The organism is Taibaiella sp. KBW10 (genome assembly GCF_003852495.1).
Lineage (GTDB): Bacteria > Bacteroidota > Bacteroidia > Chitinophagales > Chitinophagaceae > Edaphocola.
The window spans coordinates 172,297-198,166 of the sequence record NZ_QAJI01000005.1 but is presented as its reverse complement, the minus strand read 5'-3'; the positions used below and the strand labels follow the sequence as shown (position 1 = coordinate 198,166).

The window sequence follows — 25,870 nt, the reverse complement described above, 5'->3', positions numbered from 1 at the left end:
CTATTTTTATTCCCAGTCTTTTTTTCGGCTTTGCTTCCGTTCTGCTTGTTGCTTTTTATGGTCCAGTCGTTTTTCTACCGTGGCTTTTGAAGGCTTGGTTGCTACGCGTTTTTTCTTTGGAACCAAACATTTATGTACGATCTGTAATATTTTCTTGGTGACAATTTCTTTATTTTCTAGCTGTGAGCGGCTTTCGGAAGATTTTACAACCAAAATGCCTTCTCCATTGATATGATTGGCTAAAGATTCAAAAAGCTTAGCCTTAGCCTCATCGGGAAACAAGCGGCTGTCAATAATATTCCACCGGGCCTCCACCATGGTTTCGACTTTGTTTACATTCTGGCCACCCTTGCCACCGCTGCGTGCTGTTTTGTATTTTATTTCTGAACTGAAATCAATCATGAATGCAAAAATAAGATTTAATCTGTTTATAGGGCGGGTATAAAGATAGAGGATAATAAATTGTACTTTTGTTTGAAATGATCTGCTTGAAAAATATACTTTGTTATACACTCCTGGGCGGCATTCTTGCTTTTGCCGCATGTAAGACCAGCAAGCGGGTAGTGCATCCGCATCAATTGCCTGAACCGACGGTTCCACCGGCACCTCAGGTTTTTGCCTGTGGCTTTAAAGCCGCAGTTTTTGAAGGAAAACTTCCTTGCTTTGGCAATGACTGTGGCGAGCATGGGGCGCCGATGACTACGATACAATTTTATGAGAACAAAACGGTGGTTAAAGTGCAAAGGAGCAGCACGACGCAAATGACTGTGGCCGGTACCTGGACGATAGATGATCAATGTTTGATTACAGTAAGCAACCCTAATGGGATAAAAACCGAATACTATAGATATCAGTCTAACAGCGTGCGTAAATTAAGCGACGCAAAAACGGTATATAACGGCGCTTTTAAAGACCAGTATATTTTGCATTATAAAAATTAAACGAAACCATGAATTATCATAATTCCCTGCAACGCCTGGTCAATATTATGAACGATCTTAGGGAGCAATGCCCCTGGGATAAGAAACAAACCATTCATTCCTTGCGTACACAAACCATAGAAGAACTGTACGAATTGACGGATGCGATTACGGAAGAAGACTGGAAAGGTATTAGAGAAGAACTGGGAGACTTGTTGTTACATATCGTCTTTTACAGTAAAATAGGCGCCGAGCAAAATCAATTTACCTTAGACGACGTTATTGAAGGGGTCGCTAATAAACTGGTCTTCCGCCATCCGCATATCTATTCCAATACCCTTGTAGAAGGAGAAGAAGACGTGAAAAAGAATTGGGAAAAGCTAAAATTGAAAGAGGGCAAAAAATCTGTTTTGGGAGGGGTGCCTCAGTCTTTACCGGCAGTCGTTAAGGCAACCCGGCTTCAGGATAAGGCGAAACAAGTGGGTTTTGAATGGGATACGGCTGCGGAAGTGCTGGAAAAGGTAAGGGAAGAAATGAACGAATTGCAGGAGGCTATTGACAGCGGGCATCAGCAGCATGTTGAAGAAGAGTTTGGAGATGTTCTTTTCTCATTGGTGAACTATGCACGTTTCTTAAAAGTGGATGCTGAAAACGCGCTGGAAAAAACGAATAAGAAATTTAAATACCGGTTTGAACAGATGGAAAATCTTGCGGCTCAAAGGGATTTAAACTTCACGGAGCTCAGTTTGCTGGAAATGGACGCGCTTTGGAATGAAGTGAAAAAATCGGAATAAGCTAAAAATTACGTATTTTAGCCTACCTTAATGCCCTATTGTTACCCCCGCAATTGAAAGAAATAGCAATGAAAAAGATATTGAACTTATTAGTATGTTGTTTTGCCCTTTGGGCACCCCAACAGGCTGCCGCACAGAAATTGTCTGGCAGTGAGCTGCAGCAATTTCAAAAAACAGAAGATTCCCTGATTATTTCAGCCGATTCTATGTATAGAGCTTATATGTATGAAGAGCGGATTGACTACTGTCATAAATTTGTGAAGCAGCTGAGCGCATTACTCAAAAGAGAAAACTCCTTTTCTTACCCCTTTGAGCGTTTAGGGAAGAAGATTCATATTCTTTACCCGGAAGATAAAAGTTTTCGCATCTTTAACTGGACTGTTGAGTATAAAATTGCAGGCTTCCGATATTATGGAGCCGTGCAAAAGTCCGAAGGGCCGGTATTTCCTTTGCTGGATATGTCCGAAAAAATGGAAGACAATCTCCTATACAAACCTCTGTCGAACAAGAATTGGTTTGGCTGCGAATACTATCGCATCCTTACCCAAAAGGGTGCTAACGGGCAACCACTTTATTTTGTCTTCGGGTCTAACCATAATGGAAATGGATATAGTGTAAAAACGATGGATTTGTTGGGCTTTAGTGGTAATCAAGTCACTTTTGGTGGCAATTACTTTAACACTAACAACAGACAGGCACAGCGTTTTATGCTGGAATATCAAAAAGGATCGCAGGTTTCCCTGAATCTTGATTCCGCAAAAAATATGATTATCTATGATCGCCTGATCTCTGAAGTCAATCAACCGCAAAGAAGAAATACGCTGGTTCCTTCCGGCCAGGTCGATGGCTTAAGGTGGGTTAATTTTCAATGGCAAACGGTAGAGGATGTTGTTCCGATTATGAAATTAAAGAATGGTCAGGCTCCGGTAAACGGAGTGATACCCAATCAATAGGTATCGCTGGCCAAGCTAGTTTTCTGATACGATTACCACCCTAAACCCCAACACGATGCGATTAGAAAAAAGATGGACCTTTAAGCCCAGGAACGAACCGGTTATAGCCCAAATTCAAAAAGATTTAAATATCAGTGCTTCTTTATGCAGTCTTTTAGAACAGAGGGGCATAAAGGATTATAATTCTGCCAAGGCTTTTTTCAGGCCGGAACTAACCCAACTGCATGACCCTTTTTTAATGAAGGGCATGCGGGAAGCCGTTTCATATATCGATGAAGTATTGCAAAAGGATACTAAAATAATGGTGTTTGGCGATTATGATGTGGATGGTACAACAGCCGTAGCCGTTGTTTATGATTTTTTGAACCACCATGCGCCCAAAGTATCCGAAAACCAATTATGTTATTATATCCCACACCGGTATAATGAAGGCTATGGCCTTTCAATCAAAGCAATCGATCATTGTATCGCACAGCATATTGAACTTATTATTACACTGGACTGTGGCATTAAATCGGTCGAGAAAATTGCCTATGCCAAAGCGAATGGTATAACCGTAATTGTGTGTGATCACCACCTTCCGGAAACGGGCAATTTGCCGGAGGCATTGGCTATACTCAATCCCAAACAAGAAGACTGTCCTTATCCGTTTAAAGAACTGAGTGGCTGTGGGATTGGCTTTAAGCTTATTTCCGGATTGGCAGAACACTGGAACCTTGATACCGCTCTAGTTTATAACTATCTCGATCTGGTGGCCACTTCTATAGCCGCGGATATTGTACCTATATATGGAGAGAACCGGATTCTGGCTTATTTTGGCGTACAGAAGGTAAATGAGAATCCTTGTTTGGCGATTCAGGTGATCCGGGAATTGGTGGATACCAAAAAAGTACTAAAAGTATCTGATCTTGTGTTTGTAATTGCGCCGAGGATTAATGCGGCCGGCCGGATGGACGATGGTAATAAAGCGGTGGCTTTATTTATAGAAAGAGATCATGTGCAGGCACAGAAAATGGCAGCACAGTTACACGAAGACAATAGCGACCGAAGAGTGGTGGATAAAAGTATTTCCGATGAGGCGCTGATGATCCTCGAAGAAGACGGGGCGTATAAAAACTATTTCAGCACCGTATTATTCCGCCCGCACTGGCATAAAGGTGTTGTGGGCATTGTGGCTTCCCGCCTGGTGGATCATTATTATAAACCGACCATTGTGCTGACCGAATCAAATAATAAGATCACCGGCTCGGCCCGTTCTGTAACCGGTTTTAATATTCACGATGCCATTGCTTCCTGTAGTGATCTTTTGGAGAATTTCGGAGGGCACTATTTTGCAGCAGGCCTTACGATGGCAAAAGAAAATTTTGAACCCTTCCGGCAACGCTTTGAGGATGTGGTTAAAAACACCATTTCCACCGATTCACAAAGCCCTGAAATTATTGTAGATACCGAAATAGATCTTTCCTGTATTAATTATAAATTTTACAATATTCTGCAACAATTCGAACCCTTTGGCCCCGATAATATGCGACCGGTTTTCTGCTCCCGTGGTGTTAAAAATTATCGTCAATCCTGTCGTGTGGTCAAAGATCAGCATATCAAATTTACGCTTTGCCAGCAGGGAAGTGCACCTATTAGCGGCATCGGGTTTAACCTGGCGTATAAATTTGACCTGATCACTCAGAATGATCTTTTTGATATTGTTTATACCGTTGAGGAAAACGAGTGGAATAATGAAACGTCGCTGCAACTAAAAATTTTAGACATCAGAGCATCTGCCTAAAAAAGCAATACTATATGGAAGTTCAGATTGAACAAAGCTGGAAGCAGGTTTTAAAAGAAGAATTTGAGAAACCTTATTTTAAGCAAGTCGTGGAAAGGGTAAAGCATGACCGCCAACAGGGGATTACCTTATTCCCTTCCGGTGCGGATATCTTCCGGGCATTTGAATTATGTCCTTTTGATCAGGTAAAGATTGTCTTACTAGGTCAGGATCCTTACCATGGATTCGGTCAGGCACATGGGCTTTGCTTTTCGGTACTCAAAGGCGTAAAGTCCCCACCCTCGCTTCAGAACATTTATAAAGAATTACAAACAGATATTCCCGGTTTCGTCATCCCTGATCATGGTTTCTTAGAATCCTGGGCCAAGCAAGGGGTCTTGATGCTCAATACCAGCCTGACCGTACAGGCAGGCCTGGCCAACTCTCATGGGAAAATTGGCTGGGAAACCTTTACCAACGCGGTTATCCAGAAAGTATCGGAGGAAAAAGAACATGTTGTCTTTATTCTTTGGGGTAGAAATGCCCAGTCGAAGAAAAGTCTGATCGATGGTACGAAACATCTTATTCTTGAATCGGCACATCCTTCACCGCTTTCGGCCTATAATGGCTTCTTTGGCAGCCGGCCATTTAGCAAGACCAATACGTATTTAGCAGAACATCATTTGGCACCTATTGAATGGCAGGTGTAGCATAAACCTTTTCTAAGCGAAAAGAATCGAATAATGCTTAGCAATATATTTACATAATCACAAAGGAGGCNNGCCTCCTTTGTGATTATGTAAACTATTTAAATTAATGTCTGATCACTACTTTTTCTACTCTATTGCCTTTGTCAGAGCTGTAGTTTAAGGTATATACACCTGAAGGGAATTCAGCGGTATTGATTTTATGATCGTTACCCGTCATTACCGCAGTGTACAGGCTTGCACCTATGGAATTGGTCAGGGTCAGGGTTCCTTTCTGAATGCCTAAGCCATCTACACGTATGTGTAACACATCAGTTGTCGGATTAGGGTAAATATTCAGATTGATATTATTCTCCACTTTCAATACACTGGTAGAACCGATAACGGTAAAGTACTGCGTAAAGCCACTACCCATCCAGCCTTCCAGATTGCCTTGGTAAGCAGAAGTTAAGCCGTCTCTGTTTTTGTCTAAAGTAATTCTCAGATTAGTAGACAGGTTTCTTACAATAAAGCTACCGGCTGCACTAATCAGGTATGGATTTCTCAACCCTGCACCTAAGGTGCTGCAATCTAATTCCAGTTTATAACAACCATTAGGCAGCGTGATCGTATCATTATAAGTCGTCGCATTTGCGGTACCATTTCTGGAAGATACTACTGCGCCGGTACTGATATTGGTTATTTTCCAGTCTGTACGGTTTTGCTGACCCGATACTGCTCCGGATGTTTTGAGCTGAATAGCAAAATTTCCTCCGGTCCACTCCGGTGAAGGCACGAAGCTTGATTTTAAAACATTATTATCGGCATTCTCATCTGTAGCATTGTTTACCGAAAGTACGCGAACGACGAAAATACTGTTTGCTGCTGCGGTTTGAAGGGAAGCCAAAGAAGGTAAATTAACTTCTGCGCTTGCATTAGCCGCCAGATTTGTCGTGTAGGTATAGGTGCTTAAAGTACCCCCTTCAACGCCATATTCAAATTTAATGCTGGTTGCCGTTTCCGAGCCATAGTTTTTGACAACAATCTTCGGAGAACCACAAATCGGGTTATTTCTGTATTCATTTGCATCTGTAGTAGGGCTGATAATATGCTCTACACCAATATCTTTCTGGCGGTTGTAAGTGCCGTAGAAAATAACGGCAGAAGATAATTTATACCAAGCACCCGGATTGCCCGTAGTGCCTACATTAGTATAAGGTTGAAAATCCAGATCCACCGTAAACGGAGCCGATAATGCAGCTACCGGTACTGATTGTACATAAGGTTCTACATGCTCGCCCGGGCACCAGTTGGCTCGGTCGTATACCCATGTTCCGGACTGAGGATAAGCCTGATTGTAACCACAATCGGGTTTCCAGATAGATTTTTGTTCCACATTTTGATTGTTGATCATCAGGCGGTACCATTTTGAACAGAATTCAGAGCAATACGCCTGATTTCCAAATCCGTGGCCGGAGATGATCGTACGTACAGAGGCAGCCGTTGTTCCGGCGGGTGGCGTTACTGTTCTTTTGACAATTTGGGAATCAATGGAAATGGTTTCGCCATAAGCATAACCATCATTGCCCGATTTCCACAAACTCTTTACCGCTAAAACATTTCTTGGGGGTGTCCCTTCAATAAATCGGAATTTAGTAGTACCGGTAAAACCGCCGGACCATCCTGCATAAAATATGCGTATGGTCGCGCCATTTTTCAGTATAGGATAGAAATCCGTCACATCATAACGATAGTTCCGTTTCCAGGTCCAGGGAAACATAGGTAAAGTGGTATTTGCATAAGGGGTAATGACCTCACCAAGTTCGATAGTATCGCCTGCTGCGGTCATGACAATGATGTGCAGATCATAATCCCAATCGGAACACCAACCGCTACGGCCTGCGCCTTCTCCTGCTGTTGCCGGATTATAACTACCGCCGCAATCATACTTACCTAAAGTGAAATCCATAATGATCTTTTGGTAGGGGGTGGTGCCACTAGGGAATGTGATCACCGTATCGTAGCTGGTATATGTTTGCAGCTTCGTTTCGTTGTGAGCCAATACCGTAGTCGTATCACCAACAGCTGCTTGCGAAGCCAGGTTCAAACCAATAAGGGCCATAAGGGTACATAGAATTTTTTTCATGTTTGTTGAAAAGGGGTTAATAAATTAAAAGGTTCATAAAATTGCGTTGTGAAATTAACAAAATTTAATAATTTTTTAATAATAATAATTAATGACAATACTATGACATATAAGTAATTTTTTGTAATATTGGGGATATTTACTTAAAATTTATATCATATGAAAAAGAAGTTTTTAATGTTTGCCTCCGTTGGAGTCTTTTCGGCGATTGTCTTATCCTCATACCAAACGGGTACTCATGGTACTTTAGGTAACAGAACTGGTAGTGATGGAAACACAACAGGATGTGTAAGCTGCCACGGTAATCAAAACAGTGCCACTACTGCAACAGTAATCCTGCTTGATGGTACAACCCCTGTTACAGCATATGTACCGGGTAGAACATACACTTTGGTTCTTGGCGGTTCCAATACGGGTACCGGCCATTCTAAATATGGTTTTCAGCTGACTTGCGCCACTACAGCCGGTGCTGCAGCGGGAACACTTTCTGCTAATGGTGTTGCTGGTGTGTCTGCACGGGCAAACAATACCTTGTTAGAACATAATATGCCGCTTTCCGGAATCGTAAATGCCGGAAATTATATATATGGAGCACAGTTTCAATGGACCGCTCCTGCAGCAGGTACCGGTTCTGTGAAATTTTTCACGGTGATTAACGGTGTGAATGCAAATGGTAGCAGTGATGCAGGTGATCAGTGGAATTTTGGTACCAGCTCAACCATTACCGAACAAACAGGGACCAGTGTAAAAGAGATGAATGAATTGAGTGGGATCAGCCTGTATCCGAATCCGTCTGCGGGTTCTGTATCAGTACATTTCGAAAATGCAGTTGCCGGAACATACCAGTTCCAGCTTACTGATATGACCGGAAGAGTATTACAAACCAATGAAAAATCATTCGGAAACGGTACAAATGTATTTAAGGCCAATACAGCTGCTTTAGATGCCGGTTTATACCTGATGAAAGTAACAAATGGTACTCAGGAAAAAGTAATGAAGTTTTACAAACAATAAACTCAGATAAAAGATTATATATACCACAATGCACGCNNGCGTGCATTGTGGTATATATAAAGACAAAATAACAATTGAGCGTGCAGTTCCGTTTCCTTTGTTGTATCTTTGCAGGCTTATTAGCGTTATAAAAATAATATTATGCCAGGATTTACGGTAGCTATCGTAGGAAGACCCAATGTAGGAAAATCAACTTTGTTCAATCGTTTGGTGGAACAAAGAAAGGCCATTGTAGATGATTTTAGTGGGGTTACACGTGATCGCCAATACGGTATTTGCGAATGGAATGGAAAGGTGTTTAATGTAATAGACACCGGTGGGTTTGTATCCGATTCAGAAGATGTTTTTGAAAAAGAAATTCGTACTCAGGTACATATTGCCATAGAAGAATCTAATGTAGTCTTGTTCATTGTAGATGCCGGTGCCGGTACTACGGTGTTGGATAATGAAATGGCCATGGTATTGCGCCGCTCTCAAAAACCGGTTATATTGGTAGTGAACAAAGTAGATAATTCGGCCCGTCAGCTGGATGCTACAGAGTTTTATTCCTATGGTTTTGAAAATACCATTATGATTGCCTCTGCTTCGGGTAGCGGTACCGGCGATATGCTGGATATGGTCACTTCATTCGTTCCGGAAGATTATGTGAATGATGAAGATGTGATCTGGGTAGAGGAGGAAGATGATTACGGACAAATGGTTAAAGTAGCCTATCCTAAAAATCCTATTCCAAAGATCGCCATTATTGGTCAGCCGAATGCCGGTAAGTCCACTTTGCTGAATGCCTTGACAGGTAAGCACCGCACTATTGTTTCCGATATCGCGGGAACAACAAGGGACTCAATCCATACCCATTATAATATGTTCGGGAAAGAATTTATCCTGATCGATACGGCGGGGATCCGTAAAAAGAAAAATGTAAATGAAGACCTGGAGTTCTATTCCGTAATCCGTGCTATTAATGCGATGGACGAGGCGGATGTATGTATGTTACTGATTGATGCCGAGGTAGGTATTACCGCTCAAGATGTAAATATATACAGTTTGGCGGCTCGTAAAGGTAAAGGGATTACTGTACTGGTGAATAAATGGGATAAGATAGACGGGAAACAAACCAATACGGCGCGTGATTACGAAAAACAATTGAAAGAGCGTTTGCAACCGTTCTGTGATGTACCCGTGGTATTTGTCTCCGCTCAGGAAAAACAACGTATTTTCCAGGCGATGGAGCAAACACTGGAAGTGTATGAAAACCGTCAGAAGAAAATCCCGACATCTGTTTTAAATGATGTGATGTTGAAAGAGGTGGAAATATTCAAACCGCCAATGATGCGTGGTCATAATGTGCGGATCAAGTTTGTGATGCAAATTCCAACCATGGTGCCTTCTTTTGCTTTCTACAGTAATCATCCGGATGAGATCAAAAGGCCGTATCAGAATTTCCTGGAGAACAAACTGCGCCATCACTTTGGATTTAAAGGGGTGCCGATCAAGATCTTCTTTAGAAATAAATAATTTTTTCGGAACTGCAGTAATGATTTACTGCAGTTTTTGTTTTTTATGGAAACATTGTTAATTTTGAACGACAATGTAACAATGTTATATGAAATTAGAGCGTCCGCCCGAATTAGATAATAATCCCAAATACTTATCAAGGTTGTTGGCCAATGATATTTTTCACGATCGTGAATCGTTTTTTTATAAGTGTGAAATTGATTACTATTATTGGGACGAATTGAAATATAAAAAGGATGGCCCGTTTGATACCGCATTAGAAAACTGGACATTTCTTAAAAAGTACAGGCAGTCAAAGTATGAATCCATTAGATTCTTAAATGATCATTTCAAGTATTATTTATCCTCTTTCATACAACAAAGTATACATGAGTTTGACTTAAAATTGATAGGAGATCTAAGGCAAAACCCTGTATCTTCGACAGATAAGATTGAATATTTCAGCAATTCATTAATGGAAGAGGCAGTAGCCTCTTCGCAGGTAGAGGGGGCAGCCACAACGACTGAAGTCGCCAAAGCAATGCTTCAGTCGGGAAGAATGCCGCAGAATGAGTCTGAGCAGATGATCTTTAATAATCTGAAAGCGATATCATTTATTAATGAATATGTAAATCGACCGATTAGCTTTAAACTAATTATTGATTTACACAGTATTATGACTGCTCAGACACAGGCAGAAAAGTATTCAGGGTCATTTCGACAAGGAAAAGTATATGTAAGTAACCATGTAGAAGGCGAAATCGCTTATACACCTCCGGAATGGCAGGAAGTAGAACCCTTAATGTCGGATCTATGTGACTTTATCAATGATGAGGAGCATTTTATTCATCCTATTGTAAAGGCATCAATTATCCACTTTATGGTGGGATATATTCATCCGTTTATGGATGGTAATGGCAGAACGGCAAGGGCTTTGTTTTATTGGTTTTTAATCAAAAAGGGCTATGGACTAATTAAAGATATATCCATATCAAAAGCGATACTGGCTTCTAGAACACAGTACGATAAAGCATTTTTGAAAACAGAATATGATGAAAATGATCTGAATTATTTTATTCATTATTCTGTAAAGAATCTTAAAATGGCTTTTGAACAACTAACTAAGTACAGAGATCAAAAACTTAATGACCGGAAGAAGGCCAATTTTGTAGCCTATGAACTTTTACAAAAAGGATTAAATAAAAGACAGGCAGACCTGATTGGATTTTTGTATTTAAAAAGTAAAAATACAATGACACTAAAGGACTATGCTGAGCAATACAGCGTCGTGCGACAAACAGCCAGCAAAGATCTGAACGAATTGATACGGCTTGGATTGATCGGAGAAAATAAAAAAACAAAGCCCTTTAGTTTTTATCTGTTAGGAAAGCAGGTAATTGACAATTTTATAGCGAACTAAAATAATATAAGCGCAATGCAAAACAATGTACTTTTTAAGAATGCTTTTATCGTTAATGAAGGCAAAACAATTATAGCGGACCTTTGGGTTAAGGATGGAATGATACAGAAAATTGCCCCACAAATTACCCTTAAGGAAAAGGTAACGGAAGTGGATGCGCGTGGAAAATGGCTCCTTCCCGGAGTGATTGATGATCAGGTGCACTTCAGAGAGCCGGGTTTGACTTATAAAGCGACTATCGGTTCGGAAGCGCGCGCTGCCGTTGCGGGAGGGGTCACCAGTTTTATGGAGATGCCCAATACGAATCCGCCGGCTACGACGCAGGAATTGTTGGAACAGAAATATGACATCGGCGCCAATACCTCCGTTGCAAACTATTCCTTCTTTATGGGCGTAGCCAACAATAATGTGGCGGAAGTGCTGAAAGCCAATGAAAAACTACATAATGTATGTGGCATCAAGATTTTTATGGGCAGCAGCACCGGTGATATGCTAGTGGATAATTTTGTAACATTAAATACCATATTCTCCGAAACCGGCCATCTGATTGCGACCCATTGTGAGGATGAACGCATCATTGCTGAAAATAAAAAATTATACCCCGATCCTACGGATGCTTCTTTCCATCCTTTAATCAGGAATGCAGAAGCCTGTTTTGAATCCAGCTTTACGGCCATACAATTGGCTAAGAAATACGATACCCGGCTCCATATTCTCCATATTACGACAGCCAAGGAATTACAGTTGTTCAGCAATATGCTCCCGCTACAGGATAAGCGCATTACCAATGAGGTATGTGTACACCATTTGCACTTTACGGCAGATGATTATGCAAGCAAAGGGAACCTGATCAAATGTAATCCGGCCATTAAAGCTCCGGAAAACAAAGCCGCCCTTTGGGAAGCGCTGTTGGATGATCGCCTGGATATTATCGCTACAGATCATGCCCCTCATACCTGGGAGGAAAAACAACAACCTTATGCGCAGGCACCCGCCGGTCTGCCTTTGGTACAGCATTCTTTGCAATTAATGCTGCAATATGTGGCTGAAGGAAAGATCACAATCGAAAAAGTTGTGGAAAAAATGTGTCACGCTCCCGCGGTATGTTTCCAAATTGCCAAACGAGGGTATATCCGGGAGGGTTACGCTGCTGATTTGGTGCTGGTGGCCCAAAAATCGTACGAGGTAAACAAGTCCAATATATTATACCATTGTGCCTGGAGTCCTATAGAAGGTACTACTTTTAAATATAGTATAGAAAAAACGTATGTGAATGGCAACCTTGTTTTTGAAAATGGCCAGGTATTCGATGCGATTAAAGGGCAGCGTTTAACTTTTGAGCGCTAGCAGAAAAATTAAAATATAAATTTTGTTAAAATGTATACCCCGCCTGTTTATAAAGGGCGGGCGGGGATTTTATAATATTTTTTACAAATGGCAGACGAATGTAATGACACAATTTTGACAAACATATATTCAAAATGACAATTAATCGGCTGAAACCCTTGCCAGCATTGAAAAAAAATTTTTAACAAATGTGAACAAAAATTGGATTTCGTGTTGTACTTTTGCAAGCGCGAATGTGTAAATTTTAAGTTAAAAAACTAAAAACAATTCTAGTGTCTGCATATTTAAAGTTAAATTTTATGTTTAAACGTGTTAGTATAATAGCCCTGTTTGCTGTATTAATGGTATTCAGTGGCTTTACACAAGCTAATGCACAAGACGGGAAAGCTCTTTTCCAGGCTAACTGTGCATCTTGTCACAACCCTGTTAAGGATGCTACCGGCCCTGCATTACAAGGTATTACCGGTCGTGCTCCAAGTACTGAATGGATCCATAAATGGGTTAGAAATTCTGCAGCATTAATTGCCAGTGGTGACAAGCATGCCAACGAAATTTATAATAAGTGGAATAAGACCGCAATGACTGCATTTCCTAGTCTGAAAGATGAGGAAATTGATGCTATCGTTAAATATGTAGAAGAGTATAAAGTACCGGTAGAAGCAAAACCTGAAGCTGGTGGTACAACTAAAGAAGCAGACAATACATGGATTTATGTATTGGTTACGATCATTCTGGCTATTTTAGCTTTGATCCTTATTCGCATCAACAAAGGCTTACACAAAGTTGCCAACACAGAACAAGGTATCCCTAATACAAAAGATGTTCCTTTAAAAAGAAATAAAGTATTTATCGCGATTACAGGTATTTTGGTACTTATCCTTGCCGGTTACTGGATGGTGAATGGTGGTGTGGAAATGGGTCGTCAGCAAAACTACATGCCGAAACAACCGATTTTCTATTCTCACAAAGTACATGCGGGCGTTAACCAGATCAACTGTCAATATTGTCACGCAGGGGTTAACGATAGCCGTCAGGCCATGATTCCTTCTACGAATGTATGTATGAACTGTCACAAACAGATCAGCGAATACACCGGAGAGCAGTTATTTGACCATGAAGGAAATAAAGTAGATGGTACCGCACAAATTCAGGAGTTATACAAATACGCCGGATGGGATGCTGCCAAGAAAGATTACAAACGTGATGCTCAAGGTAAAATCCAGGCTACGCCGATTAAATGGACAAAAATCCACAACCTTGCAGATTTCGTTTACTTCAATCACAGTCAGCACGTAAACGTAGGTAAAGTACAATGTCAGACTTGTCATGGTCCTATTCAGGAAATGGATGAGGTAAAACAATTTGAATCTTTATCTATGGGATGGTGTATTAACTGTCACAGAGAAACAAAAGTTGACTTCAAAAACAATAACTACTATAGCATTTTCGAAAAATACCATCAGGAAATTAAAGACGGTAAAAGAGACGGTGTTACGGAAGCAGAGTTGGGTGGTTTGGAATGTCAAAAATGTCACTATTAATATTATTTAAAAATCAGTACATCGTTTAACGAGTATATTACAATATAAAGCAGACTTATGAGTCAAAAAAGATATTGGAAAGGTATAGAAGAGTTGGAGAATACACCCGAGTATCAACAAAGTGTTGCCAACGAGTTCAATGAAGAATTGCCGCTTAACTTAAGTGATAATTTATTGAATGCCACTACACCACGTCGTGATTTTCTTAAATTTTTAGGATTTAGCACTTTAGCGGCAACCGTTGCTGCGAGTTGTGAAATGCCGGTAAGAAAAGCCATTCCTTATGCGATTAAACCGGAGGATATTACTCCCGGTGTGCCCAACTATTATGCTTCTACATTTGTAGATAACGGAGAGTGTGTACCTGCTGTGGTTAAAACCCGCGACGGTCGTCCGATCATGATTGAGGGAAATACGCTTTCTAAAGTTACCGAAGGGGGTACTTCTGCCCGTATGATTGCCGCTACTTTGAGTCTTTATGACAAAACAAGATTGCGCCAGCCACATGTAGATGGTAAGCCTGTAGATACTTTTGATGCGATTGACCAGGCGGTTATCAATGGCCTGAGTGCAGGAAACGGTGCTGCTTATTTGTTGACCGGTACCATCATTAGCCCTACAACAGAGCAGGTAATCGCTCAGTTCTTAGCTAAGTATCCATCAGCGAAGCACGTTACATACGATCCAATTTCTTATACCGGTATCTTGTTGGCCAATGAGGCTTCTTATGGCTCAAGAATGATACCAAACTATATGTTTGACAAAGCTAAAACAGTATTTAGCTTAGGGGCAGATTTCCTGGGTACCTGGATTTCTCCTGTAGAATATAGTAAAGGGTATACTAAATCAAGAAAAATCGTTTCGAAAGACATTAAAACTTTCGAAATGAACAAGCACTACCAAGTAGAAGGTATGTTGAGCATGACCGGTGCTAATGCCGATGAGCGTGCCACTTGCAGACCTTCTGAATATGGTAAAGTAGCCGCAGCTTTACATGCTGCAGTAGTTACCGGTGCTGCACCAAATACAGGATCTAAAAACTTAGATAAATTAATTACAAAAGCGGCGGCTGATCTGAAGAAAGGAAACGGTTTAGTGGTTTCTGGTAGTAATGATGTGAATGTTCAGATCATCATCAATGCAATTAACAGTGCCATTGGCGCAAACGGTACAACGATTGATTTTTCCAATGTAGCGAAAAACAAAAAAGGTATTGATGCAGACATGGTTGCTTTAGTAAACGCCATGAATGCCGGTCAGGTAGGGGCTTTATTAATGCACGGAGTGAACCCGATTTATGAATATTTTGAGGGAGAAAAATTCGCTGCAGGTTTAGCAAAAGTAAAAACTACGGTATCTTTCAGCGATCGCTTGGATGAAACCGCACAAAAATGTAAATATGTTGTTTCTGACCACCATTGGTTAGAGAGCTGGGGCGATACGGAGGCAAAAGCTAATCATATCAGCTTTATCCAGCCGACTATTGCACCATTATTCAAAACAAGAGCATTCCAGGACAGCTTATTAAAATGGAGCGGTGCTACAACCTCTTACCACGATATGTTTAATGCATATTGGGTAGGTAAATTAGGACAAGCTACTTTTGACCAGGCTTTACAGGACGGTATCATTGAGCCGGCAACGCCAAGCATCTCCGGAGCATCTTTCTCTGGTAATGTAAACGACGCCATTGCAAAAGCTACCGCTATAAAAGGTGCTACAGAATATGAAGTAGAAATTTTCCAAACGGCTTCTTTAGGTGCCGGTGGTGCATGGAGTAATAACCCATGGTTACAAGAGTTACCTGATCCAATCACAAAAGTGGCCTGGGACAACTACGTAATGATGTCTCCGAAAACAGCAAAAGAGAAATTTGATGCTGAATTGACTTCAATCAATCAGGTAGATCCTAAGAAACGTGTTTTAAAAGTTACTGTTGGTAAGAAAGAAGTAATGCTTCCTGTTATCGTAACGCCAGGTATGCACCATAATGTAATTGCGATTGCAGTTGGTTATGGTAGAGATAAAGGTGTGGGTATGGCTGCAGCTGACTTAGGTAAAAACGTATATCCTTTAGTTGGTTATAACGGGCAAACCTTTGTTTATAGCGCAGATGCTAAAGTTGAAAAAACTGCAGACTTCTATCCTGTTGCCGTAACACAAACACATAATAGTGCAGAGAATCGTCCTATTATCTATGAATATAGCTTAGAAGAATTTAAGAAAAATCCTTACGAATTAATCGACGAGCGCAGAGAAGCCATTGAGCACTATCTGATCGCGCCGAATGAAGAGCATCATGAAGGTCATGACGCTTACGGTAAGGGAGATAAATTTGACGCGAAAAAATTCGAAGAAGACTTCCGTAAAAACGGTACCCACTATCCTGTACATGAATCTATGGGATTGCACTGGGCAATGTCTATCGATTTGAATAGCTGTACCGGTTGTGGTGCTTGTGTTATTGCTTGTCATGCAGAAAATAACGTTTCTGTAGTAGGTAAAGACAGAGTGATCAAAGTACAGGAAATGAGCTGGTTGAAAATTGACCGTTATTTCTCTGGTGATCCTAACGATCCGGATACAATCCAAACTGTATTCCAACCAATGTTGTGTCAACACTGTGATAACGCTCCTTGTGAGAATGTATGTCCGGTATCTGCAACCAACCACAGTTCGGAAGGTTTGAACCAAATGGCTTATAACCGTTGTATCGGTACTAAGTATTGTGCTAATAACTGTCCGTTCAAAGTACGTCGTTTCAACTGGTTTGACTGGAATGATGCTGACTGCTTCGAAGACAACTTATATTCTGATGGTCGTCGTGATGATATCAATGATGATTTGACCAGAATGGTATTGAATCCGGATGTAACGGTACGTTCCCGCGGGGTAATGGAGAAATGTTCTTTCTGTGTACAACGTTTACAAGACGGTAAATTAAAAGCGAAGAAAGAAGGTACACCATTAAAAGATCATCATGTATCTACTGCTTGTCAGTCAGCTTGTGGTGGTGGATGTATTACCTTCGGTAACGTGAATGATAAAGAAAGTGCCGTGTTCCAGGATCGTTATGTAAACAATAAAGAGCGTCTGTTCTATATGCTGGAGTCAATCCACGTATTGCCAAATGTTAGTTATTTGTCTAAAATCCGTAATACGGATGAAGTAATGAACGGTAGCGAGAAAGACGAAGTTTACAAACAACATATTTAATCATAAATGAGACCTGCCCTTGGGCTGGTCTCAGGAATAAAAAAATTGACATTAGATTTGTATTGCTAGGTACGCTTAGCCATACAGCATTAATAAATCAATTATGCATTTAAAATACGAATCGTTCATTAGAGAGCCATTAGTAGATGGCAACAAGACCTACAAGGATGTAACAGCTGATATCTGTCGCCCCATTGAACAAAAGCCTACAAAGCTTTGGTACTTTGGTTTAGTAGTCTCTTTATTATTCTTAGGTTTCGGAGCATTCTCCGTATTCTGGGAAGTATATTGGGGTATCGGTGTTTGGGGTATTAACCACACCATCGGTTGGGGTTGGGATATTACCAACTTCGTATGGTGGGTAGGTATTGGTCACGCCGGTACATTGATCTCCGCCATCCTGTTACTGTTCCGTCAACACTGGCGTACCGGTGTAAACCGTGCAGCAGAAGCGATGACCATCTTTGCCGTAATGTGTGCGGGTCAGTTCCCGATTTTCCACATGGGTCGTGTATGGGATGCGATGTATGTATTGCCTTTGCCGAATACCCGTGGTCCTTTATGGCCTAACTTTAACTCGGCTTTACTTTGGGATGTATTCGCGATTTCAACTTATTTTACCGTTTCCTTATTATTCTGGTATTCCGGTTTGATTCCTGACTTTGCTACCGTTCGGGACAGAGCAAAAACTAAATTGCGCAAGCGTTTATATGGTATCGCTTCTTTTGGCTGGACCGGTACTGCAAAAAACTGGCAGCGTTTTGAAGCCTTGTCTTTAGTACTGGCTGGTTTGTCTACACCATTAGTACTTTCGGTACACACGATTGTATCTTTTGACTTTGCCACTTCCGTAATTCCGGGATGGCATGCGACCATCTTCCCTCCTTACTTCGTTGCCGGTGCGATTTTCTCCGGATTTGCGATGGTAAATACCTTGTTGATCTTAGTTAGAAAAATATATCGTTTAGAAGAGTATATTACAATGGGACACATTGAGGCGATGAATAAAGTAATCGTATTGACGGGGTCTATTGTAGGTATCGCCTATATTACAGAGTTATTTATGGCCTGGTATAGCCAAGTGGTTTACGAGCAGGAAGCATTTAAATGGCGTGTATTAGGGCCTTACTGGTGGAGTTATTGGGCGATGATGACCTGTAACGTAATTTCCCCGCAGTTCTTCTGGTTCAAAAAATTACGTCGTAACATTGTATTCTCCTTCATCTTGTCTATCGTGGTGAATATCGGGATGTGGTTTGAGCGTTTTGTAATCATTGCAACAACCTTGTATCGTGATTATATTCCTTCTAACTGGTCTTACTATTCTCCGACATGGCCTGAGCTCGGATTCTATTTAGGTACTTTTGGCTTGTTCTTTACTTGCTTCTTGTTATTCTCTAAATACTTCCCGGTAATCGCAATCGCAGAGGTTAAGTTCGTATTGAAAACAACTGGATCGAAAGCCCATGAAGAGAATATGGCATTAGAAGAAAAATCTTTAGAAGAATTTATTCATCTTGCGGAACACGCACATTAATAATTATAAAGAATTTTAAGATCGGTTGTAAAACGGATTGATAAATATAAGAACACAAATCATGGCAATTAAAAAATTTGCAATAGCTTGTTACGATGATGAGGCACCATTGTTTGATGCCGTTCACAAAGTACGTCATAGTGGGTACAAATTGCACGATGTGTATACTCCATTCCCTGTGCATGGTTTAGACCAGGCTATGGGACTTAAAGAAACCGATTTGCACGTAGCAGGTTTTATCTTTGGTATTACCGGTACGAGTACGGCATTAGGCTTTATGTCATGGATTTTTACCTCAGACTGGCCTATCAACTACGGTGGTAAACCATTCTTCTCTTTACCAGCAATGATTCCGATCACTTTTGAGCTTACCGTAATGTTTGCGGCAGTGGGTATGGTATTGACTTATTGCTATTTGAATCAAATCATGCCGGGTGTTAAGAAGCATGTTTTCCATCCGCGCCAGTCAGACGATCTGTTTGTGGTAGCGATAGAAATAACCGAAGGAACTGATGAAGCCGAGCTGATGAATTTCTTAAACACAACCAAGCCTGTAGAAACAGATGTACAGATTGCAGAAGAAGGCTGGTGGTACGGTAGATTTGATAAAGAAGAAGAGTATCAAAAACAATTAGCATAATAATATTTGGCTTCTGAAGCCATTTTTATACAGAATTTTATGAATAAACGTTTTTTTGTAACATTTTTGGTAGGTAGTGCTATGCTGGCCGCTTCTTGTAACAGCGGTGGTATACGTCGTAACCCGGGCAAAATCTATGCCCCGGACATGACTTATTCCCGTGCATACGATGCCTATACGGAAAACCCAGTAACCGCCAATGGCTTAACTAGCCAGGAACCAGTTCCGGGTACCATTGCAAGAGGCCATGCCTTGCCATTACACCTTACTGCGGCAGACACTTCTGCTTATTATGCATTGCAATCTCCTTATAAGTTTACCGAAGCCGAAATGACGGAAGGTACACGCTTATACAATATCTATTGTGGTATTTGTCACGGAGATAAACTAGACGGTAACGGTCCTTTATATAAAGATGGTGCCGGTCCGTTTGCAGCAGCTCCTGCTAATCTTAAAGGTGGTGCGGCTTACCTGAACATGACGATCGGTAAAATGTACTATGCAGTGGTATATGGTAAGAATGTAATGGGTTCTTATGCAAGCCAGTTGAACGTAAAACAACGTTGGCAAGTATTGGCTTATATTAAAAAGGTACAATCTAAAAACGGTGGTGCACCTTTTACTTTAGATGCTGAAGCCGGGGCTACAACTGCCACTGCAAATACTGCTAAAGATACTGCTGCTGCTAAGCCTGCAATGAAAACAGATTCTGCTGTTGCAAAAAAATAAGCATAAACATAAACAATTAATTAGCATAAAAAAATAACTATATTATGACCGATCGTTTTGAAGTCCCTTCGGGTTTAAAGAAAACAGGTTTGGTATTATTACTAATTGGTATAATAACTGTAGTCGCAGGCGCTATTTGCTTTTTAGGAAAGCATGATGAAGCAGGCGTTGCCGGGGTAACCCGCTTTTGGCTTGGGTTGATGCAAAATAGTATCTTCTTCTTATTTATGGCGCTTTCTTCTATTTTCATCCAAGCTGCTGCTGCTTTGGCACAAGGGGGTTGGATCGTAGCTTATAAAAGAGTTCCGGAAGCGATTGGTGCAAACGTTTGGGTTTTTGGTCTGATAGTATTAGTAATCCTTTTTTGTATCGTGTTTGGTTTAGGACATCATAATCCTATCTTCCACTGGGTACATCCGGAAGGCGATAAAGTATTAGAAGGAAAATCTTCTTTCCTGAATTCTAAAATGTTTGTAGGATTTTCGGTAGTTGCGGTGGCTTTATGGAGCTTCTTCGGCAGAAAATTCAGATCTATTTCCATTGCACAACAATCTGCGCCGAAAAATTCTACTAAACTTTATTGGAGAAACGTTTCCCTTGCCGGTGGTTTCATGGTAGTATATGGTCTGACCATGATGAGTACTACACCATGGTTCTGGGTAATGAGTATTGATGCACACTGGTACTCAACTTTGTTCAGCTGGCACGTATTTGCCGGAGCATTTGTATCGGGTATGGCTTTGATCCTGTTATGGACTGTATACCTTAAAAATCAAGGTAACCTGGTTTTGGTAAACAAAGAGCACATCCATGATTTGGGTAAATTTATGTTTGCGTTTTCCATTTTCTGGACCTATACCTGGTTTGCACAGTATATGTTGATCTGGTATGGTAACATTCCTGAGGAAACAACCTATTATAACAAGCGTCAGAACGGACCGTACAGTTTCTTATTCTATTTGAATATTGTAGTAAACTTTGTTGGACCAATCCTGATCTTAATGTCTCGTCCAAGTAAACGTAACTACTTCACTGTAGTGTTCATGGCATTAATTATTATCTTTGGTCAGTGGTTAAACTTATATTTATTAACTTATCCTGGTCCTTCCGGTCACGATTGGCATATCAGTTGGTATGAAATGGGTATTTTTGCAGGATTTGCAGGGGTGATGGTTTTGGTTGTGTCTAAAACATTGACGAAATCGGATCTGATACCACATAATAATATTTTGCTTAAAGAAGCAGTAGTACACTTAAGTTAATAGTCATTAATTTATAATAGGAACGAAATTGAGGTGTACCATACACCAGCATTTAATAATTTAATAATTAACATTCAATAATGTCGGGATTAATATTAACCGCCTTAGTTATTCTGGTTTTTATCATTATTTACCAGATTGCAAAAGCCAGCGAATACGCTAATATCATACGAGGCGAAGAAATGGTAGCCAAGAGTACCAACAAACTTATGGCAGGGTTGTTAGTGGCGTTCTTTGTTTTGGGCATCTATGGTATTTATAAATGCCATATGTATTTAGCACCATTATATCTGCCTGAATCTGCTTCTGAGCAAGGTTTGGAGTATGAATTCATGATGAAGGTAACCCTTTGGATTACCGGTGCTGTTTTCTTTGTTACACAAGCGGTATTGTTTTGGTTTTCCTGGAAATACCAGGCGAGAGATGATAGAAAGCCATTCTTCTATTCTCATAACAATAAGTTAGAGATCCTTTGGACAACTATTCCAGCTTTAACCCTGATGGTATTAGTAGCTATCGGATTGAAAAACTGGGTTACGATTACCGATAAAGCGCCGGCTGATTCCCTGAAAGTACAGGTAATGGGCAAGCAGTTTAACTGGGTGATCCGCTATCCTGGTAAAGATGGGGTATTTGGTAAAACGAATTTCCGATTGATCAACGATGCGAATAATATTATGGGTTTAGACTGGAACGATCCGGCTTCTAAAGATGATATCATTATCGAAAATGGTGAAGCGCATATTATTAATAAACGACATGTACAGTTTATCATCAATTCCCGTGATGTAATTCATGATGTGGGTTTACCGCACTTCAGAATGAAAATGGATGCCGTTCCTGGTATTACAACCACTTTATGGTTTACCCCAAGGTTGACGACAGCAGAGATGAAAACAATTACAGGAAACAAAGATTTCGTTTATGAGATCACTTGTGACCAAATGTGTGGTAAGGGTCACTACTCTATGAGAGGTACCGTTGTGGTAGAGACAGAAGCTGATTTTAAAAAATGGATCGGGGAGCAGAAGTCATATTATGATATCCAAAACCCACCGGCAGCTCCTGTAGCAACAACGGCTGCTAAAGACAGTACCGCAGCTCCTGCTGCAGCTAAGGATACTGTAAAGACAGTTGCATCTAAATAAACTAACATTAAACATTAAATTATTTTCTGCCTTATCGCAAGGTTTGTAAATTGAATATAAAAATGGGTAACGACGCTACTTTAGCACATGCACACGGTGCGCACGAACATCACGAAGGTCATCATGATCATCCTAAACAGCACTTTATTACGAAGTACATATTTAGCCAGGATCATAAAATGATTGGAAAGCAATACCTGGTAACAGGTATGATCTGGGCCGTAATTGGTGCATTATTTTCTGTATTTTTTCGCTTGCAATTAGGTTTTCCTGAATCTTCTTTTCCGGTTATGGAACAGTTTTTGGGTCACTGGGCTAAAGGTGGAAAATTAACACCTGAGTTTTATTATGCCTTGGTTACAATGCATGGTACCATTCTGGTATTCTTTGTATTAACAGCCGGTTTGAGTGGAACGTTTAGTAATTTCTTGATTCCATTGCAATTAGGTGCACGTGATATGGCTTCTCCATTCATGAATATGCTTTCTTATTGGTTCTTCTTCGTATCCAGTATTATTATGTTTGCTTCCCTATTTGTGCAAACAGGACCTGCTGCGGGAGGATGGACAACTTATCCGCCTTTGAGTGCCCTTAAAGAAGCGTCTTTAGGTTCTGGTTTAGGTATGGATTTATGGTTGATCAGTATGGTATTGTTTGTGGTATCTCAGTTATTGGGTGGTTTGAACTATATCTCTACGATACTTAATATGAGAACAAACGGGATGAAGATGACCCGCATGCCTTTAACCATTTGGTCTTTCTTCTTTACCGCTATCTTAGGTGTATTGTCTTTCCCTGTATTGGTTTCCGGTGTTGTCTTATTGATCTTTGACCGTCACATGGGTACGAGCTTCTACTTATCTGAAATCTTTATCGGTGGTAAAGCCTTGTCACATATCGGTGGTTCTGCAATCTTATACCAACACTTGTTTTGGTTCTTAGGTCACCCTGAGGTATACATCGTAATGTTACCGGGTATGGGTATGGCTTCAGAAATCTTATCGACAAACAGCCGTAAACCGATCTTTGGTTACCTGGCCATGATTATATCCTTAATTGGTATTACCGCCTTGGCCTTGGTCGTATGGGCACACCATATGTTCGTATCCGGTATGAGTCCGTTCTTAGGTTCTGTATTCGTATTATTAACCCTATTGATCGCGATACCGTCTGCTATTAAAGTATTTAACTGGATTACGACAATCTGGAGAGGTAGCTTACGTTTCAATGTGCCGATGTTATTCGCTATTGGTTTCGTATCCATCTTTATTTCCGGTGGTTTGACCGGTATCTGGTTAGGTAACTCAGCTTTAGATATCCACTTGCACGATACTTACTTCGTAATTGCGCACTTCCACTTAGTAATGGGTGTATCTGCCTTCTTTGGGATGTTTGCCGGGGTATATCACTGGTTCCCTAAAATGTTTGGAAGATTCCTGAATAATACCTTAGGTTATATTCACTTCTTTATTACCTTAATTGGTGCTTATCTTATCTTCTGGCCGATGCACTATGCGGGTCTTGCGGGTATGCCACGTCGTTATTACGATTATAGCGCCTGGGTTTCGTATAAAGATTATCAACCGATGAACGCCTTCATTACGATTGTTGTAGTGGTTGTATTCTTTGCACAGTTGTTGTTTGTATTCAACTTCTTTGTAAGCATGTTCCGCGGTAGAAAAGTAACTTCTGAAAATCCATGGAAGGCCACCACATTAGAGTGGACTACGCCAATCCATCCGGGACACGGTAACTGGGAAGGTCCTATTCCTGAAGTACACCGTTGGCCATATGATTATAAGGATGATGGTAATGGTAATGATTATGTACCTCAAAATGTACCCCTTCGTCCTGGTGAAGAAGAGCATTAATCAATAATGATATTTTAAATGAGGCAAAGCTTTTGCCTCATTTATTTTTTATATAGCTTTATACACCGCCTTGGGTAGAAAATATTATTTGCTATGATCGACATCGAAATGAATAATATGAACGACTGTAACGATGATAATTGCGTGCGTTGTGCGCATAAGAACAGCAGCGTCTTTTGTAATACCAGCAATGAAAGCCTTGATTTCATTAATAAGGAAAAGGTTTGTACCACCTACAAAAAAGGGCAGGTTATCTTCCACGAGGGTACCCGTGCCTATGGTTTATATTGTATCAGCTCTGGAAAGATCAAGATCTCCAAAAATGGAGATGATGGTAAAGAGCATATCTACCGATTAGCCAAACCCGGCGATTTAATAGGGTATAAGGCCCTCTTGAGCGATGCAGTCTATTCCGCTTCTGCTATCGTTTTAGAAGAAACTACTGTTTGTTTTATCCCCAAAGAACGCTTTTTAAAAGTCCTGTCTCAAGATGCGAACCTATCGCTTGATTTTATGAAATTAATGGGTCAGGAATTAGGAAGAGCAGAGCAAAAAGTCGCACATTTAGCCCAAAAACCCGTTAGGGAAAGACTTGCAGAAGCACTGCTATTTATCAAAGAAACCTATGGTTTTGATGAGGATGGGATTACCCTTAATGTAAGGCTTACCAGAGATGAACTCGCCAATATTGTGGGTACCGCCACGGAGTCTGCAATAAGGCTACTTTCCGAATTTAAAAAAGATGGAATCATCGAATTAAATGGCAAAAGTATACGCCTTCTCGACTATAATAAACTCCTGAAAACAGCGAATTTACAAGACTAAAAAAATATTTCGCAACTTTGAACTTTTGTTAGTTAATTTGACTAACTTTACATTAACAGTTTATTAGTAGCTATGTATGATGTAGTTATGGAGTATAATATCATTTTTTTAATGTATAATATCCAAAACAGTCTTGCGTTTCCTGGTAATAGTTGTCACTAACTACCTTTTTCCTATTTAAAAAAAAGTTACCGTTTTTTTCTTCCCACACCGCCTACATGTGGATGAAGTTTTATGCGGTACTACACATCTTTGCTTTACATTTTTTAAATGTACTGAAATATTATACCTATTTAAAAAAAAGAATATGAGCTGTATTAAATGTGTCTTTCCAAAAAGGGAAGATATGGTACTTTTTCACATTTAAAAATGAAAGCTATGAACTATTATTTACTTCGGCAGTAATCTGTCTAACGGCGTGCCTTGTTCCTAAGCGCGTTTCTTTTTCTTTTTTCTAAGGCTGGATGCCTTCTTTTAACTGTATTCATTGTATAGCATTTATGCTATCGGCTTCGTGCGCTTTTTTGTCAAAAAAATTGCGCCATTAATTGCTTTCCGATAGGCT

Annotated in this window: 20 protein-coding genes; 18 read left to right on the top strand and 2 right to left on the bottom strand. The window is 40.5% G+C overall.

Features of this window, described 5'->3' with window-relative positions; all coding sequences use genetic code 11:
* Nucleotides 1-6 precede the first annotated feature (6 nt).
* Entirely contained in the window at nucleotides 7-402 is a 396-nt protein-coding gene (gene arfB, locus DBR32_RS11335) for an alternative ribosome rescue aminoacyl-tRNA hydrolase ArfB (RefSeq protein ID WP_124636451.1), read from the bottom strand.
* A gap of 86 nt (nucleotides 403-488) precedes the next feature.
* Between arfB and DBR32_RS11330 the strand changes: the two genes are divergently transcribed.
* The 5 genes from DBR32_RS11330 (at nucleotide 489) to ung (ending at nucleotide 5,139) form a co-directional block, all read left to right on the top strand.
* Complete coding sequence (locus DBR32_RS11330) at nucleotides 489-941, top strand: hypothetical protein (RefSeq protein WP_124636450.1); 453 nt, start codon at nucleotides 489-491, stop codon at nucleotides 939-941.
* A gap of 8 nt (nucleotides 942-949) precedes the next feature.
* The gene (gene mazG, locus DBR32_RS11325; RefSeq protein WP_124636449.1) at nucleotides 950-1,714 is read left to right on the top strand and encodes a nucleoside triphosphate pyrophosphohydrolase; all 765 of its coding nucleotides are present in this window, start codon (nucleotides 950-952) and stop codon (nucleotides 1,712-1,714) included.
* Between the two features lie 68 nt (nucleotides 1,715-1,782).
* On the top strand, nucleotides 1,783-2,667 hold the full coding sequence (locus DBR32_RS11320) for a hypothetical protein (RefSeq protein ID WP_124636448.1): 885 nt from the start codon (nucleotides 1,783-1,785) through the stop codon (nucleotides 2,665-2,667).
* Nucleotides 2,668-2,722: 55 nt separating this feature from the next.
* The gene (gene recJ, locus DBR32_RS11315) at nucleotides 2,723-4,450 is read left to right on the top strand and encodes a single-stranded-DNA-specific exonuclease RecJ (protein ID WP_124636447.1); all 1,728 of its coding nucleotides are present in this window, start codon (nucleotides 2,723-2,725) and stop codon (nucleotides 4,448-4,450) included.
* 14 nt (nucleotides 4,451-4,464) lie between these two features.
* Complete coding sequence (ung, locus tag DBR32_RS11310; protein ID WP_124636446.1) at nucleotides 4,465-5,139, top strand: uracil-DNA glycosylase; 675 nt, start codon at nucleotides 4,465-4,467, stop codon at nucleotides 5,137-5,139.
* 103 nt (nucleotides 5,140-5,242) lie between these two features.
* On the opposite strand, the gene DBR32_RS11305 is transcribed toward ung, so the two are convergent.
* On the bottom strand, nucleotides 5,243-7,261 hold the full coding sequence (locus DBR32_RS11305) for a peptide-N-glycosidase F-related protein (protein ID WP_124636445.1): 2,019 nt from the start codon (nucleotides 7,259-7,261) through the stop codon (nucleotides 5,243-5,245).
* Between the two features lie 159 nt (nucleotides 7,262-7,420).
* Between DBR32_RS11305 and DBR32_RS11300 the strand changes: the two genes are divergently transcribed.
* The 13 genes from DBR32_RS11300 to DBR32_RS11240 all read left to right on the top strand — a co-directional run bounded on the left by DBR32_RS11300 (nucleotide 7,421) and on the right by DBR32_RS11240 (nucleotide 25,305).
* On the top strand, nucleotides 7,421-8,275 hold the full coding sequence (locus DBR32_RS11300) for a choice-of-anchor V domain-containing protein (RefSeq protein ID WP_124636444.1): 855 nt from the start codon (nucleotides 7,421-7,423) through the stop codon (nucleotides 8,273-8,275).
* Between the two features lie 141 nt (nucleotides 8,276-8,416).
* Nucleotides 8,417-9,790, top strand: a complete 1,374-nt coding sequence (gene der / locus DBR32_RS11295) for a ribosome biogenesis GTPase Der (protein ID WP_124636443.1) — start codon at nucleotides 8,417-8,419, stop codon at nucleotides 9,788-9,790.
* Between the two features lie 88 nt (nucleotides 9,791-9,878).
* Nucleotides 9,879-11,189, top strand: a complete 1,311-nt coding sequence (locus DBR32_RS11290) for a Fic family protein (RefSeq protein ID WP_124636442.1) — start codon at nucleotides 9,879-9,881, stop codon at nucleotides 11,187-11,189.
* Between the two features lie 15 nt (nucleotides 11,190-11,204).
* A complete protein-coding gene (locus DBR32_RS11285) occupies nucleotides 11,205-12,536 on the top strand; it encodes a dihydroorotase (protein WP_124636441.1) in 1,332 nt (443 codons plus the stop codon).
* A gap of 299 nt (nucleotides 12,537-12,835) precedes the next feature.
* On the top strand, nucleotides 12,836-14,077 hold the full coding sequence (locus DBR32_RS11280) for a c-type cytochrome (RefSeq protein WP_124636440.1): 1,242 nt from the start codon (nucleotides 12,836-12,838) through the stop codon (nucleotides 14,075-14,077).
* A gap of 57 nt (nucleotides 14,078-14,134) precedes the next feature.
* The gene (locus DBR32_RS11275) at nucleotides 14,135-17,293 is read left to right on the top strand and encodes a TAT-variant-translocated molybdopterin oxidoreductase (protein ID WP_124636439.1); all 3,159 of its coding nucleotides are present in this window, start codon (nucleotides 14,135-14,137) and stop codon (nucleotides 17,291-17,293) included.
* Nucleotides 17,294-17,396: 103 nt separating this feature from the next.
* Nucleotides 17,397-18,830: an NrfD/PsrC family molybdoenzyme membrane anchor subunit gene (gene nrfD, locus DBR32_RS11270; protein ID WP_124636438.1), complete on the top strand. Its 1,434-nt coding sequence runs from the start codon at nucleotides 17,397-17,399 to the stop codon at nucleotides 18,828-18,830.
* A 37-nt stretch (nucleotides 18,831-18,867) separates the two neighbouring features.
* Complete coding sequence (locus tag DBR32_RS11265; protein WP_233559724.1) at nucleotides 18,868-19,470, top strand: DUF3341 domain-containing protein; 603 nt, start codon at nucleotides 18,868-18,870, stop codon at nucleotides 19,468-19,470.
* Between the two features lie 39 nt (nucleotides 19,471-19,509).
* Nucleotides 19,510-20,199: a cytochrome c gene (locus tag DBR32_RS11260; RefSeq protein ID WP_124636437.1), complete on the top strand. Its 690-nt coding sequence runs from the start codon at nucleotides 19,510-19,512 to the stop codon at nucleotides 20,197-20,199.
* A gap of 44 nt (nucleotides 20,200-20,243) precedes the next feature.
* Nucleotides 20,244-21,461, top strand: a complete 1,218-nt coding sequence (locus DBR32_RS11255) for a quinol:cytochrome C oxidoreductase (protein ID WP_124636436.1) — start codon at nucleotides 20,244-20,246, stop codon at nucleotides 21,459-21,461.
* 80 nt (nucleotides 21,462-21,541) lie between these two features.
* Nucleotides 21,542-22,609 carry a cytochrome c oxidase subunit II gene (locus tag DBR32_RS11250; protein ID WP_124636435.1) on the top strand — a complete coding sequence of 356 codons (1,068 nt, stop codon included), beginning with the start codon at nucleotides 21,542-21,544 and terminating at the stop codon, nucleotides 22,607-22,609.
* 62 nt (nucleotides 22,610-22,671) lie between these two features.
* Nucleotides 22,672-24,480 carry a cbb3-type cytochrome c oxidase subunit I gene (locus tag DBR32_RS11245; protein WP_124636434.1) on the top strand — a complete coding sequence of 603 codons (1,809 nt, stop codon included), beginning with the start codon at nucleotides 22,672-22,674 and terminating at the stop codon, nucleotides 24,478-24,480.
* Nucleotides 24,481-24,573: 93 nt separating this feature from the next.
* Nucleotides 24,574-25,305: a Crp/Fnr family transcriptional regulator gene (locus DBR32_RS11240; protein WP_233559723.1), complete on the top strand. Its 732-nt coding sequence runs from the start codon at nucleotides 24,574-24,576 to the stop codon at nucleotides 25,303-25,305.
* The last annotated feature ends 565 nt before the right edge of the window (nucleotides 25,306-25,870 follow it).